This window comes from Luminiphilus sp. nBUS_16, assembly GCF_051201645.1.
GTDB lineage: Bacteria > Pseudomonadota > Gammaproteobacteria > Pseudomonadales > Halieaceae > Luminiphilus.
This window is the reverse complement of sequence record NZ_CP179205.1, coordinates 2,486,104-2,501,865: the sequence shown is the minus strand read 5'-3', so window position 1 is coordinate 2,501,865 and position 15,762 is coordinate 2,486,104. Positions and strand designations below refer to the sequence as shown.

Sequence of the window (15,762 nt, the reverse complement as noted above, 5' to 3'; positions counted from 1 at the left end):
GCCAAGGATCTCAATCATGCCCACATTGCTGGTAATGACGCAACGTAATAGTGCCGCACGGATCTGCGCACTGCTTTTACTGACCCTCGCCCTTTCACTGGCTGCGGTACCCGCTCGTGCGCAGTTAACGTTCGGAGGGGAGAGTGGGGCAGACGAGGTTGCTGAAGAAGCCGCAGAGCAGGAAGTGGAGGAGCAAGTCGAAGATCAGATAGAGGAATCAGTGACCGAGGAGGCTACTGAAACAACCGAAGAACAGGTCGCCGATTCTGTGGAAGAGCAGGTTGTCGACGAGGTGGTGGATGCGGTTGAGGATGAATTAACGTTTGGCGGACTCCCCGACCCTGTTGAAGACGAAGTTGAGGAGCAGGTTGAAGAGCAAGTTGAGGAGCAATTAGAACAAGAGGTTGCCGAGGGTGCTGAAGAGTCGGTAGAGGAGACGATCGCCGATCAGACCGAAACGGCACTGACGGATGAAATCGAGGAAGCCACTGAGCAGCAGGTTGTTGACGTTACTGAAGAGACTGTTGAAGAGGAGGTTGAAGCTGAAATTGAAGAGTCAGTGGTTGCCGCCGCTGAAGATTCGGTGTCTGAAAGCGTTGAAGATGAAGTCGGTGTCGTTGTTGAGGATGCGGTAGAGCAATCAGTCACTGATACAACAACGGTCGCTGTTGAAGAGGAAGTCGCCGAATCGGTTGAACAAGTGGCAGTGGAGACAGCGGAAAGCCAGGTGGCTGACGCGGTCGATGAGGTTGTGGAAACATCGGCTGAATCGCAGGTTGCAGAGTCGGTTGACGAAGCTGTAGAAGCCTCTGCCGAAGAGCAGGTGGCCGAGGTGGTTGAGCAGGCTGCAGAGGCCACCGTTGAGGAGGAGGTAGCAACTGCCGCCGTGTCTGACGTCGAAGCTGAAGTTGCTGAGACAGCGGAGGCCAGTCTCGAAGGAGTTCTTGCGCAGCAGGTTGAGTCAAAAGCAGTGGCAGCGTCAGAAATTTTAGCCATTCAGGGCGCCGAGGCACGTCTCACGGCTGAAGTCGATGAGATGATAGATGCGATTGAAGTCGGCATTGATGTCGATGCTCGTAGAATTCTACAGGGCCAATGGTTGGTAATGGCCGAACCCAAAGTTTTTGTAGAGCTAGCCAGTGAGGGTTATATCTTCGATGAATTCACTGAGCTTCCGGGTTTGGGGCTTCGGCTGGCGGAGGTTGCTGCTCCCGCGAGTTTCGATATCTCAAAAACTCGCGACGGCATTATGGACGTGGTGGGTTCAGATCGTGCCGAAGTTGATTTAAATCACATTTACACGGCAGGTGCGCCTGAGCCACAGAGTTATGAGATCGGTATTGCTCCCGTTGACGCCATGTCTTTTCCCGAGGGTTTAGCGACTGAAGAGCTTCGCATCGGTATCGTAGATAGCGCGGTTGACACAACTCACCCAGTGTTTGCATCAGCCAAAATTTTGTCACGGCCCTTTACTGAGGCCTCTAATTTACCCAACTTCCATGGCACGGCAATAGCGTCGATTATCGCTGGAAACGTTGCGCCCCTGCGTGGCTTGGCGCCTAAAGCAGAGCTCTTTGCGGCTGCTGTGTTTGAACAAGATGATGCACGGGGCGAAATAGCGAGCACGGTTAGTCTGGTGCGCGCACTTGATTGGTTGTTGTCCTCGAAGGTTGACGCTATCAATCTAAGCTTGGCGGGCCCGCCAAACCGTCTGCTTGAGGTGGCACTCAAACGTATCGCGGAACAGGACGTTATGGTTTTGGCTGCGGCTGGTAATGGCGGACCTATGGCTAGGCCTCAGTATCCCGCAGCTTACCCTAGTGTGGTTGCCGTAACCGCAGTAGATCAGCGGGGAAGAGCTTTCAGGCTGGCTAACCGCGGAGATTATCTGGATCTGGCGGCCCCTGGCGTTAACATGCGTCATGCGGTGGCGGGTGGCGGTTATGCCTCTTCGTCGGGTACGTCCTTTGCCGTGCCGTTTGCAGTAACCGCTGCAGCGCTGTTAAAGCATCAGGAGCCGGGTATCGATGTCATCGCCCGATTGTATGCGGGGGCGACGGATATTGGCCCACCCGGACGTGATGACATTTACGGATACGGCTTGCTGACCCTTTGAAGGGTTAAAAGGTAAGTTCTACTCGGGTCCCCACTACAGACTGGTCATAGTCAGCTGAGGGCAGATTGGACTGGTAGTCACTGTAGCCGCCATAGACCTGCCAATTAAGGCGTTCGGTCAGGGGGAGTTCGAATTCAATTGTTGCCCTGATTCTGTCATCGCTTCTTCGTACGCCTATACTCGGTGTTGCCTCTTGGTAATCTCTGTCCTCGTACCGCAACCCAAGTTCCAGTTTCGATAGCTTGGAGAAAATCTCATACCGCTGCACAAACCTTAATTTAAGCTGGTGAGCGGTGTATTTGAAGCGAGCAGCCTGACTATCTTCCTCGCGGTAGACATAACCAAAGTTAATGTAGCGGCGTAAGCCACGCCAAAAATAATAAGCGTCGAGCTCTGCGCCGTGATTCTGAGCGTCTCGGCCGGGTCTTCTGGCGATTGTTTTATCACCGAAGACGTAAGCTCCGCGCAAGAACCATCTTTTACTGACAAACCCGGAAAGTGATGGTGATGCTCGGTGGTAGGTGAGAAAGTCATTGCCATCGAGCCGCGCATTAATATAAAAATAATTTATGCCCGCAGTGACATTTTCCAACTTTGAACTGATGTTGCCCCCCAATGTGTGCGTCTCTCGACTCAGAAAATCAAAATCCTGATAGTCAACACGCGAATATCCATAGGAAGCGGAAGCCGATGTTTTATCGGTGAGGTCATGATCTAGCGAGATGCTGCCATTCAAAAGAAAGCCACCGTCACCCACATTGGTATCACGATCTACTTCATCCACAGTGACATTACTGTCATATTCGTACCCCACACTGAGTTCGCCCGACACAACCGTTTCTGCAGATACTTTGGTGCAAAAAGACACAAAGGCAGCGAGTGCAAGGCAAAGCAGCGGCCTCATGTTTTGTCTTGACGATGTTGGGTTGGTTGAATACATGGATTGGGATCAAGTGGGCCACGTCGGAGAGGCTACAGCATGCCCATAGGCACCACAACAAACGGGTTCGGTGCATGAGGAGCCACGCCAGCTCTGATACAATTTCAATTCAAACAAAGGGAGACTCTGGAAAATGTCTGATCAAGATCAACAAATGGACGCCACTAACCGGTTCATCAGCTTAGCGAATGAGTTGAAAGACGGAGGTGTTCCCGTGCATGTTATTTCATGGTCAATGCTCACCGCGGGCGCGGTTTATTCGACATTTTCAGTGGCAGGAAATACCGGGGGCCTCAATCCGTCGGGTGTAGACAAAGTTGTCGACAGCTTTCGTGATTGCATGAATCAGGTGCAGGAAGCTCGCAAAGCCGAATTAAGCGCGGCGGGGGCGGAACTGGAAAACGAGCAGCCCTAGAAGACATTGTGTATGAGCTCTGAGGTGCGACGCATGGAATACTCGCACCCCTCCAATTCCTGCGTCGGCTCAACTTCTGGGGCAAAGTAAGTTTAATAGTCGAACCCATGAGAGGGTTCCAAAGGTCAGCGTTTTTGCGCTGGCTGTCCACGTTGACCACACAAAGTGAGCTGCAGCACTGGCAGCCCTGAGGTCGGTAGGCGTATCCCTATGAGCACAACGCGGCTTGGACAGCTGGCCGCACTCAACGCAATAACGTCGCTAGGAAGAAAACAGAATTGTATTGGGGGCTCTAGATTCGCGTGCCTCAATGAGCGCAGATTTGGCGGCACTGATAAGGCCCTCGGGGGTTTTGCTGTGCTGAGGTGCCGTGGCAGCACTAGCTACAACGCTGAGACTAAAGGTTTCGTCAGCCAAGGTGACGGGCAGTCTTAGTAGATCCAGCAGCCGCTCTGCTGCGGCACCAACCCCCTGAGTATTATCCAGACTATGAAGGACGATACAAAACTGGTCCGCGTCCAAAATGGCCTTACCATCGGCATCGTAACCACGGCTCGCCAAATCGGACCGGCGGATTGACGTCAAGATGCGCGATGTTATTTCTCTTAAGATGTCATCGCTGACGTCCCGGCCCTTTGTTTGAAGGATATTTCGGATACTGCAAACCTCGATGAGCACAAGACCTACGCAGCGATGCTCTGCTTCTGCAACACCCATTACTTTTGCCATATGCTCCAGCAACTGTTGACGATCAGGCAAACTTGTCACTGGATCGACAGTAGCGGCGTCGGCAAAATGGGAGCGAGTTGTATTTAACGGCAGCCCAGAGGGTCGACCTTTAGGCGCTGATATTCTCTCACCGTGAGTTGGTAAACCATGAGCTGATACCACTCTTTGTGGCGGCTTCTTTTGATCAAATTGCGCCAACCGTGCTGTGAGCTGGGCAGCGCTTGCCCTTGATCGGGCCGCGAAATAGTAAAATGCCAGCAGCACTAGGGCGCTGATTATCATTGACATAACCAGTGCCTGCCTAAGCGTCGGAATCATGGTTTCGAGAATGTCGCCCAGAAAAATTCCCTGCTCAATGTAGCCTACGACAAACTGCAGCGGCTGATCAGTCGGCTGTGACATGGCTTGTTGATAAGCTCGCCGTGGTACGTCTGTGCGCAGTGGATCAATAGGGGAAAAGACGGGCGTAGATATTTTGAACTGCGCATCCATAAAGGGAATGGCCGCCAATGCCCCTCGATAGTGCGCTGCGCTGTTGTGGGCAAACAAGTCTACGCCGGTTAGCAGCGCCAATCTGTTGCTGTATGTTCTGACAAATTTGGTTGTGCCGCTATCACTCTCGCGCTGCGGTGCCTTAGCCAAAACCTCTCCATCAACATGAAGCGCGCGAAACCATATTTTTTTGGGGTTTGTTTCAAGGCGCAATTTTAGCGCTAGTGCTTTTCGGATCGCAGATTGGTCTCTGAAGTGCAAAAGCGGAGAGAGCGTCACGTTGATCGACACCATGTCTTGAGCAGAGACTGCCAGCAGTGTTTTACGCTGCTCAAGTGCGCCAAAACTTAGCGCTATTGTTAAAATAACAGTCCCCAGCAGAGTAACCACGGTAGGGATTAAAAATTTTGGCAAATCTGGAGGCAAGCGCAATGGATTAGTCGAGGCGCTAGGTGGCAGTATCGGGGTAGCGATCGGTCAATCGCTGGGGTAGGCCATTAGCAGTTACCAGATAAGCATGCTCTCTACCTAGCTCGTAAGGATTAACCACGCCGCAGCTGTGGGCAACAACCTCGACCTCATGCAAAAGATTTCTCGCGTAGTTCGCCACTCGAACAGCCTTAAGCTCAGGATCAAGCCCCTTCTGCAATTTTGGATCATGGGTTGTAATGCCTGTTGGGCAGGTATTTTTGTTGCATTGCAGAGCCTGAATGCATCCTAGGGCAAACATAAATCCTCGGGCGGTGTTAACACTGTCAGCGCCTAAGCAAAGTGCTGCAGCCACACCAGAAGGTGTACTCATTTTCCCCGATGCCATAACTTTGATCCGTTTCCTGAGCCCATGCTCAATGAGCTTGTCTACGACCCATGGCAGGCTGCTGTCAGCCGGCAGGCCCACATTGTCCATCAAGCTTTGTGGTGCCGCGCCCGTGCCACCATCCGCACTGTCCACCGTCACGAAATCTGGCGCATGGTCGAGACCTCGAGTCTGAATAGCCTGACACAGATCATCGAGCCACTCGGGTTGCCCCAAGACAAATTTAATACCCACGGGTTTGCCAGTTACCTCTCTGACTCGATGGATCATACTTAGCAGGTCGTTCACCGAGCTGATATCGATGTGTCGATTGGGGCTCAGTGAATCTTGTCCCATGGGTATCCCTCTTGTGCTGGCAATAACCGCAGTCACTTTTTCGCCCGGTAAAATGCCGCCCTTGCCCGGTTTTGCGCCTTGTGAGAGCTTAATTTCGAACATCTTGACGGAAGCATGGGCGGCAACTTCTTGGAGCTTTTCGTTACTTAATGTGCCATCAGTGTCACGTACGCCATATTTTGCGGTACCAATTTGAAAAACAAGGTCGCATTGCCCTTGAAGATGAAAAGGAGCGAGACCGCCTTCTCCTGTGTTGAGCAAAATGCCAGCTTTGGCGGCACCCATCGATAGGGCTTGAATGGCAGGTGCCGATAGTGCGCCATAGCTCATGGCCGAAACGTGAAATACCGAGTGGGTTTCGTAAGGGGCACGGGCATAACCCTGTCCAAAGCACAGTGGGGTTTTCGCTGACTGCTGGGTTTCTTCATCAAGCTTCGGAAATGCACTGTTGAGAAATAGTATGTCGCCTGGTGTATGAATGGGTTTGGTCGAGCCGAAGGCAATGGTGTGGTCAATATCTTTAGCGGCTCTGGCAATCCAGCCGCGCTGTGCTCTGTTAAATGGCAATTCTTCCCGATCCATAGCGAAAAAATATTGTCTAAAAAAGACGCCCAAATGCTCGAACAGATAGCGGAAGCGCCCAATCACTGGATAATTTTTACGAATTGCCTGTTGAGACTGAGTGACGTCTATAATGTAGACCACGACGACGGTGACGAGGCCCACCAGAATTAAAGTGGCCATGAGCAAGGCGCTAAATTCAATAACCTGCATTAGGAAGTCGTGTATTTTGACCATATGTACGGCCCCTCCAGCTTTTTGTAAATGACCAAAGATGTTGTTTTAACATGAAACCAGAACTGTTGATGTTGTTTATTCCCACCATTGCCATTGTGTCGCTTACCCCCGGTATGTGCATGATGTTGGCTTTCTCTTTGGGCATCTCAGAGGGCTATCGACGCACCTTGTGGATGATGCTTGGCGAGCTTTTCGGTGTGGCGCTGGTGGTCAGTATCACCCTGTGGGTGCTGCAAAATATGATGCGGTTCGACCCCTTGTGGTTTCGGGGGATTATGGTGGTGGGAGCCCTTTACCTGTTATATGTTGCTCGCGGCCTGTGGCTGTCTGAGCCGGCAATCAAGGAGGGCGGGCCCGAAGGAAGCCTCTCGGGGCCGACCTTAGTGGTACTGGGTTGCACCACGGCAGTAATGAACCCCAAAGGCTGGGCATTTATGCTGGCGCTACTGCCCGGATTTATGGTGCCTGATGAGCCTATAGCCAATCAGCTGACCGGATTTTTATCGGTGATCATGGTGACCGAGTTTTTATCCATGAGTCTTTACGCCCTCAGCGGGCAGTGGTTGCGTAAGCGTATGAGCACGGGTGCTCAGCTACGCTGGCTTAACAAGCTGGCTGCTATGCTCATGGTTATCGTTTCGACGCTGGTGCTTTTCTAATCCCAACGGGGGCAAAAGCGTGGGGCCACAAGATCACTGATTAACGTTGACAAGCAGTCGCCCACGAATTTTTCCTGCGAGTACGTCAGGCCCGACATCAAGCGCGTCAGCTAAGCTGATCTCCTTGACCATACTTGCCAGCCGGGTTTTGTCGAGATCATCGGCTAAGCGCCGCCAAGCCCCCACGCGGGCCGATAAAGGCGCCATGACACTGTCAATGCCATAGAGCGTCACCCCTCGCAATATAAAGGGCATAACGGTTGTTGGAAGCGATGGGCTTTCGGCGAGCCCGCAAGCGGCAATCGCCCCACCATAGCGAGTTTGCGCGCAGGCATTGGCAAGGGTTTGTCCTCCAACGGCATCAACAACACCGGCCCAACGTTCTTTTTGAAGTGGGTTTCCAGCAGTGTTCATCGTGTCACGATCAATGTGCCCACTGGCACCCAGTGCCTCGAGATACGCGCCTTCGTTGGTTTTTCCCGTCGAGGCAACAACGTTAAAGCCCTGAGCTGCCAATAGAGCAATCGCGATGCTCCCCACGCCGCCGCTTGCCCCGGTGACTAGAATGTCACCATCTGCCGGCGTGGTGCCGTGTTTCATGAGTGCCTCAACGCACAGTGCCGCGGTGTAGCCCGCGGTGCCGATGCACATGGCCTCTCGAGTTGAAAGGGCATCGGGTAACTTGACCAGCCAATCACCCTTGACTTGCGCATACTGAGCCAAACCGCCCCAGTGGCCTTCTCCCATGCCCCAGCCATTAACGACGACACGATCGCCCACCTGCCAGCGTTCGTCTTGACTACTTTCGATCACGCCGGCCAAATCGATGCCGGGCACGAGTGGGTAGTTGCGGATGATGGGTCGGGTCCCGGTCAGTGCTAAGCCGTCTTTGTAATTGATCGTGCTGTAGTCGACACGGACAAGGACTTCGTTGTCGGGTAAATCTTTAAGTTCCAGGGGCTCAAGGGACACGGTTTGCCCTGCATCAGTTTGTCTGGCGATCAAAGCGTTAAACATCCTTGGTTTCCTTTCGTTGTTAACTCATAGCTTCGGTACCTTTATGGGCCGCCCGCCATAGAAATAAAATTGGTGAATCAACTGCCGGCCTAACGACATACATCGTGTGAAACTGTCGTGACCTTCTAAGGCTATTGCAGTTCAGGGACTGCCAACTTCTGAAACCTTTTGAGTGGATTCCCTGCTGGGGGTGACTGTATTACAAAAGGGTTGGCCGAGGAAATTTCGGTCACATGCCTAATCCTGCAGCGACCAAGTCAACAGACAGTGTCGGCTGCGATTGACCTCACGAGTGGCCCCTTTATTTACGGTAGGGCAGGTGGGGGCTTGCTGAGTGTTAGGCAGCAGCGGTCTTCTCGCAACCGGCTAACGGCAGCCCCCCCTCGGATTTATGGTCATTTGAGGCGTCACCGCTGCTCTCGACGACAAGGTCAGCTGGGACGTATTCGCTCATTTGCCTCGGCATTAGGCCCTTGACCATCTCGCCGATGGTTTTTAGCTGATCGATATCAAGCTCCATTAGGTCATCGGCAATACGGCCCACCCTTACCGAGTGTCGTATTTGATGAGCTCAGTACTCTTTATGCTGAATGATCATGGCATCTACGCTGACCGCGCTGCATACCTGCTGTACGGTGCTATTAGACGGGGCCACTTTACCTGTAAGGCGGGACCAAACGGCTTCCTCGGATATCGTGCCGAACCTGCCAATCGCATGAGCGGTAATGTTGTTGTGCTTAAGGTAGGCCTCTAAATTTGCTGCTAACGCCTCATTGGGTTTCATCTTGTGGTTCTCCCTCAGATTTTATCGTGACTGTGATGACAGTCTGAGTGGGCGAGGCAAGCCCGTGATGTGCCGTAGCCGCCAAGGTGTTGGCTAAGAGCGACACATTTCACCCAAAGGAAGCATGCCACCCTGCAATGAGGCCTGACGCGTTCGGCACGTACCTTGACGCAATCTGCCCATCAATCAATCCGCCCATCTTTAATACTAGATGTTCAAGGATGAATCGCCTGCGGCCACGGATGGCGCACTACTTAGCGAGGACGAGACGATGAAGAATATAGCGGCAGCAAGTCCCATTAACCCTGGCTTTTAATTTATGGCGCAGTGGCTGGCGTGGGCCTAATGATGGCGTTCTTTATCGCCCGCAATGAGCCCTAAAGGAGCTATGGGGTCATTGGGCGAGGTTGTTAATGAGTGAGAATAATTAATAACGTTTGATAAGTTAGCAATATGTGACAAGTCTCTGTGAGACTGTATATCCTCGTTGTCAGATTCGCTACCGTGACGCCGCTAGAACCAGAGAACCTGCATCCATTGTTAGTGGTGCTGTGCTGCACCCTCCGTCCAATGGCGGTAAATGCAGCACTTGGCCTGTATCTGCAAAGGCAAACGCTATCCACAATTAGCGGCTTTTGCGACCGCGCACGTAAACGGAGTAATCGACCATGTTGTTGAATTCAGTAAGACCTACAGCTGCTGCTTTTGTCTCAGGCACTCTTATTGCATTACTGTCGGTGACCGCCTATGCGGAGACCGTTGTTGACGTTTCCAACAAAATAGACGCGCTAGGACTGGGAATTTATGCGCCCCTAGACGGCGGTAATGGGAAAATTGAGGGCAGCGAAAAAGAGGGGGATAAACGCGGCGGCAATGGTGCGATCGTCATGTCCCTAAAGAATTGCACCACGGGAGAAAATAATCCCTGCCAACGTTCACGGTCTGCGGTTGCCTATGATATTGGCAAACTAGAAAAGGAGGATTTAGAGGGTCTAGGAACCATCAGCTACGATTACTATACGGATGACTTGCAGGGCAAAGACACTGCATTCAAATTCTGGTGCAACAACAACACATCGATTAACGCGAACCATAAAGCCCAAGTAACCGGCAGCTGGACAACTCGGACGGTGGACCTTGCGACAGCCACCTTCTACCGATCAATTAAAAATGCAGACGGTATTTACGAACCCAGAACTCAGACGCTTGCTGACTGGGCAGGCGACGAAGATTGGTGCTCGGGCATCTTTAAAGTTACTGCGATGCAAATAGGGGCGGGTGACAAAGAAGGCATCGGGGCAGATGCGCAGGTATACCTCGATTACCTCAATTTTGGCGGCGCAGTGGGCCTCGTTGGAAACAGCGTCCAGCCGGGCGAAGTTTACAATTTTGAATACCCAGCGGTCGAGTCACCGCCAACCGAAGAGACCATTATCGTCGACTCAGCAGATGACGGCTGGGCTATTGCCGGTTGGTCGAAGCCCTTACCGCGCCCCATAGTCGGCATTGCAGACAAAAATGGCGGCGCCTCCTCCTCACTAGATTTAAGCCTCGGTGGCGGCATCGAAGGGGGCCAAGTGGCGGTTACATTAACGCCAGAAAAGTTCCCCGATGGTATTCAGGTTTTAGGTGACCTAAAAAGTCTGAGTTGGTGGGCTCATCACGATCGCGAATTTGGCTATCCAAAAGTCTCGGTCGTCGTAAACTGTCCGATAGACGGCGCTTGTGGAACCAGTGGCCACGAAAATATCTATTTCTCACCGCGCAACCAAGGTCTTGTGGAAAATGTTTGGGGCAAGGTTGAGGTGGACTTCGATGGCAGCATATTTCGTAATAATGGTGGGCTTAGTGTTAATGGGGAGCCCGTAGACCTCACCCTTGACCAATGGATTCAGGAATACCCCAACGCCGAGATTCGTAGAATCCAGTGGACCTACGGCTCGAGTGGCAGCACCACTCCCTCCGAGGGCATTGTGTCTTATATTGACCACCTCGAGATTAACAGCACGACCTACGACTTTGAAGGTGAGCTTACAAAGGCGCCACAAAGTCCCTCGAACCTGAAAGCGACCCCGGGCGATCAGTCGGTGAGCGTTGCGTTTACGCCCGGTGCGGATAATGGCGCTGCGATAACGGATTATGAATGTCGGTTGGACATCGTCGGTGGTGCTAGAGGCGATGACTATTTTTCTTGCGGCGCGGCCGTTTCACCCTCTATTTCTGAGCCGGAGAAGATTGACCTCTCCGGCTTAGACAACGGTATTGACTATAACTTGCGCCTCCGCTCGGTGAACAATCAGGGGACCAAGAGTGGCAAAAGTGAGGTCATGTTTGCGCCCAGGGCGCCCGCGACTTCAGACGATGTCACCGTTAATTCCCCAGACCAGGGATTTTATCTTTCTGGGTGGACCTCGAGTTACGCACAAACTAGAGATCCCGCGGGGGGCGAGTACGAAGCGCCAGGAACGGCGAGCCTCAATGCTGGCCTTGCAGGAGACGGTGGCGATCGTTGGGGGTTAATGATCAAGCCTGAGAGTATTTCTGAGCGCAAGGTTACCCGCCTGTATGACTTAACGAGTCTGAGTTTTCGTTACCAAACCGATGACGTACGCAATTACCCACGGCTTGGTATACGGCTGGTAGGCAATGGAGATCTAGGCAATGGATTGGTTGAAGAGGACGTTGTTCAGCTGGACGTTGCGATGAATAAAGCGCCCCAAACCACGCCCGGGACCTGGAACACGTTCACAGTGGACTTTGATGAAACCCTGTTCCGCCGCGGCAGTGATGGCTGGCTTTTAACGTTGCAGGAATGGATTGATATCAAAGGTAACAGGGAGATTTTTCTCTTCCGCTGGCAAACGGGTAATGGAAATGAGCAAATCAAGACGACCCAAGAAACGTACCTCGATTTTATTGAAATCAACGGTTTAACGCATAACTTTGAGGTAGCAAAGCTTGAGGTGAAGCCAGAGGCGCCAACGATTACCGGCGTTACCCCCGGGGACGGTAGTGCGGTGGTGGACTTTACCGGAGGAGCTGACAACGGGGGAACGATTGACCGATACCAGTATCAAGTCAATAAAGAGGGATGGGTAAAGTCTACAAATGGAACTGCTTCACCTATTACCGTTACGGGCCTCACAAATGGCGTAACGGTCGATATAAAGATTAGGGCATTTGCTTCGGCTAATTCTGACGGATCTGTGGCGTCATTGCCCTCTAGCACGGTCTCGGTGACGCCAGCGGGTGTGCCGCTGCCGCCAACGGCCTTAAGCGCTTCAGGCGGTGATCAGCTTGCGGTGGTGGACTTCACTGCTGCGGGCACGGCTAACGGCGCCGAGATCTCGAACTATCAGGTTAGTGTTAATGGCGCTGGTTATGTGGCGCTTAGCCCTGCCCAAACGTCGAGTCCAGTGACCGTTACAGGTCTAACTAATGGCCAAACCAGTACACTTAGCTTGAAAACAGTCACGAGTGTGGGTGTGAGCGATGCTTCTGATGCAGTCAGTGTGGCGCTCTCACCGCCTTCATCGGGAGGCGGTTCACCCGAACCCGAGGCGGCAGTCCCTGGTGCGCCCGTGATTGGCGCCATCACCACCAGCGGTAATGGGTCCGCGACGATTGCCTTTACTGCGGGTTCCAGTAATGGTGCCGACATTTCTAATTATCAGTATCGCCTTAATGGCGGAGATTGGGTGGCGCGCGCACCCGCATCAGCCGCCAGTCCGCTCACTCTGGAAGGGCTTGAAATTGGGTCCGCCTATGAGGTTTCTCTTCGTGCAGTCAATGCACAGGGAGCCGGGGCTAGTTCCGAAGCAGAGTCGTTCAGTTTGCCTCAACAGTCTATATTCATTGAGGCGCAAGAAGGCAACCTCACGTTGGCCATCGAAACGGTGGCTGGAAGCACCTGCTCGATAGACCCTAACAATATCGGGCTAACAAGTGCCCCGGCGATAGAAGATAATGTCGAGCTCGCTTACCCCAATATGCTGGATTTCTCGCTTGTAAGGTGTGCTACCGGTGAATCAGTCGACGTCAGTATTACTTTGAGCGAAGACCCCCCAGCCGGGAGTGTCCCGTACAAATATACAGACGGTCAGTGGAGTGTCATTGAGGGCGCCACACTGACTGACAGAGTGGTCCGTTATACGCTGGTAGACGGCGGTCCGCTCGACAGTTCAAGTATTGCCGGGCAGATTGACGATCCCGCAACGGTCGCTGTGCCTTCCGGCAAGCCAGAGGCGCCTGATGATCTGAGTGCGACCGCAGATGACAATGGCGACGCCACGGTGTCGTTTACCCCCGGAGGTGATGGTGGGTCGGCTTTGATCAATTATTTGTACAGTGTGGATGGCGTGAATTATCTGGCGCTTGACCCTGCTGACACGACCAGCCCAATTACCATTTCTAATTTGACTAACGGTGAGGGGGTGAGCATTACCTTAAAGGCGCGCAACAGCCTAGGAGATAGTCCTGTATCCGAGCCTGTGGTGGTAGTGGTGCCCGATGCGCCCGTCGCGCCTGTCGTGCCGGTGGTCCCGGTGCCATTACCGCTGTGGCTACTCGGCATGCTGACTGGCCTCATCAGCTGGTTAGGTTATCGACGCCTCAAACTGGCTTAAATCACGGTAAACGGGCTCCAGAATATGGCCCGAAGTGATCAGGTAAACCCCGCTTTAGCGGGGTTTTTTTTGTGCAGGAACTGAGGCTGAAAATAAAAAACGGCACTGGGCATGGTGCAATTACAGGGCGCTACTGCTGGGTATCTGTTAGTGGTTGCTGTTTTGGCCTGGTAAAAATTTTAAGCAGACCTTGAGAAGCGTTATACATGTGGCTGGTGGTCAGATAATGACGACAGGTCCCTAAGGATGTACTTCCCCATCTCAAAGACGGCCTGAGGCAACGTTTTTGCTGACTTGGCTCATGATCAATCGGCCGTGCTTGATCCAAGCTCGATGAGATGCCGGGTGAGGCGAGCAGGTAAGTCCGCTACCGGTGGTTAGCGCCAAACTTTGCTTAACACAGAGATTCAACGGCATCCTTGTGCCACAACACCAAGTCGAACAACACCGGTTATTGCAAATATGGGATGGAAAAATTTTACGTCAGCCTCCTCAGGCCCGTGTCGCGCGGGTAACTGCCACCTTGCTTACTGCGTGGTTCAAGCCAAAATCTACCCCTAGGCTTGCAGGTTTTAGCCTGCAGTTGAGGTGATTGACTGCGATGCCAGCGTCAAGACTATGCGTCGCCACTTTGCCCTCGCGGCAAGTGACTGCCGAGGGATGACTAGGCGCGTTCAGCACACTGATTGGCGCTTTCTGCCCAGCGCTTATCTTTTACATTCAGCAGAATAACTCAGCTGGTCACTTTACGGAGGCCCTTCGTAGCCTTGGTGAGTTTGGTAAAGGATTGAGCCGTCTACCAGCACTACAAAATTGGCGAGTGAAGCCACAGCGCTGTTGGAACTTTCTATTCCTGCGCGTGACCAACTACGCAACAACCACCCCTATTCCGGGTTGGCGTTACCCAAAAATGGATTGACGTTTAATGACAAGGCACTGAAGGCCTGTCTTTACGATAATGTCATTAGCCAAGGAGAAGCCACCATGAAATCAATACGTTTAAACGCATTCATTTTCGCAACTGCGTCTATCGTCATGCTTTTGCTGGCCGTGGAGAGCGGGGCAGCGCAAGAGAGGGCTTTAGCGTGCAAAGGGACGGGGCACGAAGGCGCGGCAAAGGTTTGTCTACGGGGTAATAAGTAGCTACTGGATCGATCTTCAGGGGCTATTTTTAAATCTACGAAGAGTATTAAGACTCGTACATTGGGTGATTATGTACTGAGGAATATTTGCTAGATGACTTTGCAGTCATCACGAGCGTTAAGCGACGCGACGGGGCTATTTAGCCTACCGGTAAAAGGTTAGCTCACTGACTTAGGCATGTGTCACCCCACTAAAAAAGTTGTTTCTGATCATCTATGCTTAACCCGTACCCAAAGACTTCCAACTGGTCAGCCCTCGACGAAAGCGGCAGGCATGTCGGCAATATTATCCATCAACATGGATCGACATTGTGGAGCCTGCAGCGCCGTGGTGTGGATCGCCCGTTTAAGCGGGATATTCCCTCACTGGACGCGGCAAAAGCATTGGCCGCTGCATACCCGCAGTTTTGGGCGGGCAGGAATTTTAAGCTGAGCCAGTCGCTCAAAGCTTACGCGTTTTGGATAGCCCTGCGCGCGGCTTTTGCTGTCGCAGTTCACTTTGTTGCGGTGAGTTAACGGTTCCTTAGAAAACAAGCTTAGAAATTGATGCCAACAGTGATACCAACTACGGCGACTATGTCATCAGCCACGAAGTCCGCCATTGCGTGGGGCGCAACGATTAAATCATCGACTTCAAACTCATATACAACCACCGCACGAAACAAAATTCGCTCTTAGTTTCCACACCCTTCTCCTGCTTAGCCCACTCGCCGGGGCTAGCATAAACTGCCATTGATTAAGCCGGTAACCCAGCGTCAAGGCTGCAATGCTAAAATCCAAATCACCGAAGACATGCTCTATTGCGGGTGTAATAAACCACTCATCACTGAGACGACGCTCGTACTCCAAGCCCAGCGTACTTGCTCCCTGACGACGGCCCTCACTCGTTACG

The 15,762-nt window shown here is 52.5% G+C and carries 12 protein-coding genes; 5 read left to right on the top strand and 7 right to left on the bottom strand.

What is annotated here, in order from left to right:
* The first annotated feature begins 16 nt into the window (after positions 1-16).
* Positions 17-2,116, top strand: a complete 2,100-nt coding sequence (locus tag ACMAY6_RS11055; RefSeq protein ID WP_435211830.1) for a S8 family serine peptidase — start codon at positions 17-19, stop codon at positions 2,114-2,116.
* A gap of 4 nt (positions 2,117-2,120) precedes the next feature.
* Here the strand turns inward: ACMAY6_RS11055 and ACMAY6_RS11050 are convergent, their stop codons facing one another.
* Positions 2,121-3,020, bottom strand: a complete 900-nt coding sequence (locus ACMAY6_RS11050) for a surface lipoprotein assembly modifier (RefSeq protein ID WP_435211828.1) — start codon at positions 3,018-3,020, stop codon at positions 2,121-2,123.
* Between the two features lie 169 nt (positions 3,021-3,189).
* Between ACMAY6_RS11050 and ACMAY6_RS11045 the strand changes: the two genes are divergently transcribed.
* A complete protein-coding gene (locus tag ACMAY6_RS11045; protein WP_435211827.1) occupies positions 3,190-3,471 on the top strand; it encodes a DUF3144 domain-containing protein in 282 nt (93 codons plus the stop codon).
* Between the two features lie 261 nt (positions 3,472-3,732).
* Here ACMAY6_RS11045 and ACMAY6_RS11040 read toward each other — a convergent pair whose 3' ends face one another.
* Both ACMAY6_RS11040 and ACMAY6_RS11035 read right to left on the bottom strand, forming a co-directional pair.
* Positions 3,733-5,106, bottom strand: a complete 1,374-nt coding sequence (locus tag ACMAY6_RS11040) for a diguanylate cyclase domain-containing protein (protein ID WP_435211825.1) — start codon at positions 5,104-5,106, stop codon at positions 3,733-3,735.
* Between the two features lie 34 nt (positions 5,107-5,140).
* The gene (locus ACMAY6_RS11035; protein ID WP_435211823.1) at positions 5,141-6,643 is read right to left on the bottom strand and encodes an FMN-binding glutamate synthase family protein; all 1,503 of its coding nucleotides are present in this window, start codon (positions 6,641-6,643) and stop codon (positions 5,141-5,143) included.
* Positions 6,644-6,693: 50 nt separating this feature from the next.
* Between ACMAY6_RS11035 and ACMAY6_RS11030 the strand changes: the two genes are divergently transcribed.
* Positions 6,694-7,302, top strand: a complete 609-nt coding sequence (locus tag ACMAY6_RS11030) for a LysE family translocator (RefSeq protein WP_435211821.1) — start codon at positions 6,694-6,696, stop codon at positions 7,300-7,302.
* A 33-nt stretch (positions 7,303-7,335) separates the two neighbouring features.
* Here ACMAY6_RS11030 and acuI read toward each other — a convergent pair whose 3' ends face one another.
* From acuI to ACMAY6_RS11015, 3 genes are all read right to left on the bottom strand, one after another.
* Positions 7,336-8,319 carry an acrylyl-CoA reductase (NADPH) gene (acuI, locus tag ACMAY6_RS11025; protein WP_435211819.1) on the bottom strand — a complete coding sequence of 328 codons (984 nt, stop codon included), beginning with the start codon at positions 8,317-8,319 and terminating at the stop codon, positions 7,336-7,338.
* 337 nt (positions 8,320-8,656) lie between these two features.
* The gene (locus ACMAY6_RS11020) at positions 8,657-8,839 is read right to left on the bottom strand and encodes a hypothetical protein (protein WP_435211818.1); all 183 of its coding nucleotides are present in this window, start codon (positions 8,837-8,839) and stop codon (positions 8,657-8,659) included.
* A gap of 51 nt (positions 8,840-8,890) precedes the next feature.
* Positions 8,891-9,103: a hypothetical protein gene (locus ACMAY6_RS11015; protein ID WP_435211816.1), complete on the bottom strand. Its 213-nt coding sequence runs from the start codon at positions 9,101-9,103 to the stop codon at positions 8,891-8,893.
* Between the two features lie 668 nt (positions 9,104-9,771).
* Between ACMAY6_RS11015 and ACMAY6_RS11010 the strand changes: the two genes are divergently transcribed.
* Together ACMAY6_RS11010 and ACMAY6_RS11005 are read left to right on the top strand one after the other, a co-directional pair.
* Entirely contained in the window at positions 9,772-13,728 is a 3,957-nt protein-coding gene (locus ACMAY6_RS11010) for a choice-of-anchor U domain-containing protein (RefSeq protein WP_435211815.1), read from the top strand.
* A 1,358-nt stretch (positions 13,729-15,086) separates the two neighbouring features.
* The gene (locus ACMAY6_RS11005; RefSeq protein ID WP_435211813.1) at positions 15,087-15,386 is read left to right on the top strand and encodes a hypothetical protein; all 300 of its coding nucleotides are present in this window, start codon (positions 15,087-15,089) and stop codon (positions 15,384-15,386) included.
* Positions 15,387-15,406: 20 nt separating this feature from the next.
* Here the strand turns inward: ACMAY6_RS11005 and ACMAY6_RS11000 are convergent, their stop codons facing one another.
* On the bottom strand, positions 15,407-15,535 hold the full coding sequence (locus tag ACMAY6_RS11000) for a hypothetical protein (protein ID WP_435211811.1): 129 nt from the start codon (positions 15,533-15,535) through the stop codon (positions 15,407-15,409).
* Positions 15,536-15,762 lie beyond the last annotated feature (227 nt).

Excerpts from the sequence above, each read along its gene's own strand:
- ACMAY6_RS11055 (WP_435211830.1), top strand. The coding sequence starts at position 17 with ATGCCCACATTGCTGGTAATGACGCAACGTAATAGTGCCGCACGGATC.
- ACMAY6_RS11050 (WP_435211828.1), bottom strand. The coding sequence starts at position 3,020 with ATGAGGCCGCTGCTTTGCCTTGCACTCGCTGCCTTTGTGTCTTTTTGC.
- ACMAY6_RS11045 (WP_435211827.1), top strand. The coding sequence starts at position 3,190 with ATGTCTGATCAAGATCAACAAATGGACGCCACTAACCGGTTCATCAGC.
- ACMAY6_RS11035 (WP_435211823.1), bottom strand. The coding sequence starts at position 6,643 with ATGGTCAAAATACACGACTTCCTAATGCAGGTTATTGAATTTAGCGCC.
- ACMAY6_RS11030 (WP_435211821.1), top strand. The coding sequence starts at position 6,694 with ATGAAACCAGAACTGTTGATGTTGTTTATTCCCACCATTGCCATTGTG.
- acuI (WP_435211819.1), bottom strand. The coding sequence starts at position 8,319 with ATGTTTAACGCTTTGATCGCCAGACAAACTGATGCAGGGCAAACCGTG.
- ACMAY6_RS11020 (WP_435211818.1), bottom strand. The coding sequence starts at position 8,839 with ATGGAGCTTGATATCGATCAGCTAAAAACCATCGGCGAGATGGTCAAG.
- ACMAY6_RS11015 (WP_435211816.1), bottom strand. The coding sequence starts at position 9,103 with ATGAAACCCAATGAGGCGTTAGCAGCAAATTTAGAGGCCTACCTTAAG.
- ACMAY6_RS11010 (WP_435211815.1), top strand. The coding sequence starts at position 9,772 with ATGTTGTTGAATTCAGTAAGACCTACAGCTGCTGCTTTTGTCTCAGGC.
- ACMAY6_RS11005 (WP_435211813.1), top strand. The coding sequence starts at position 15,087 with ATGCTTAACCCGTACCCAAAGACTTCCAACTGGTCAGCCCTCGACGAA.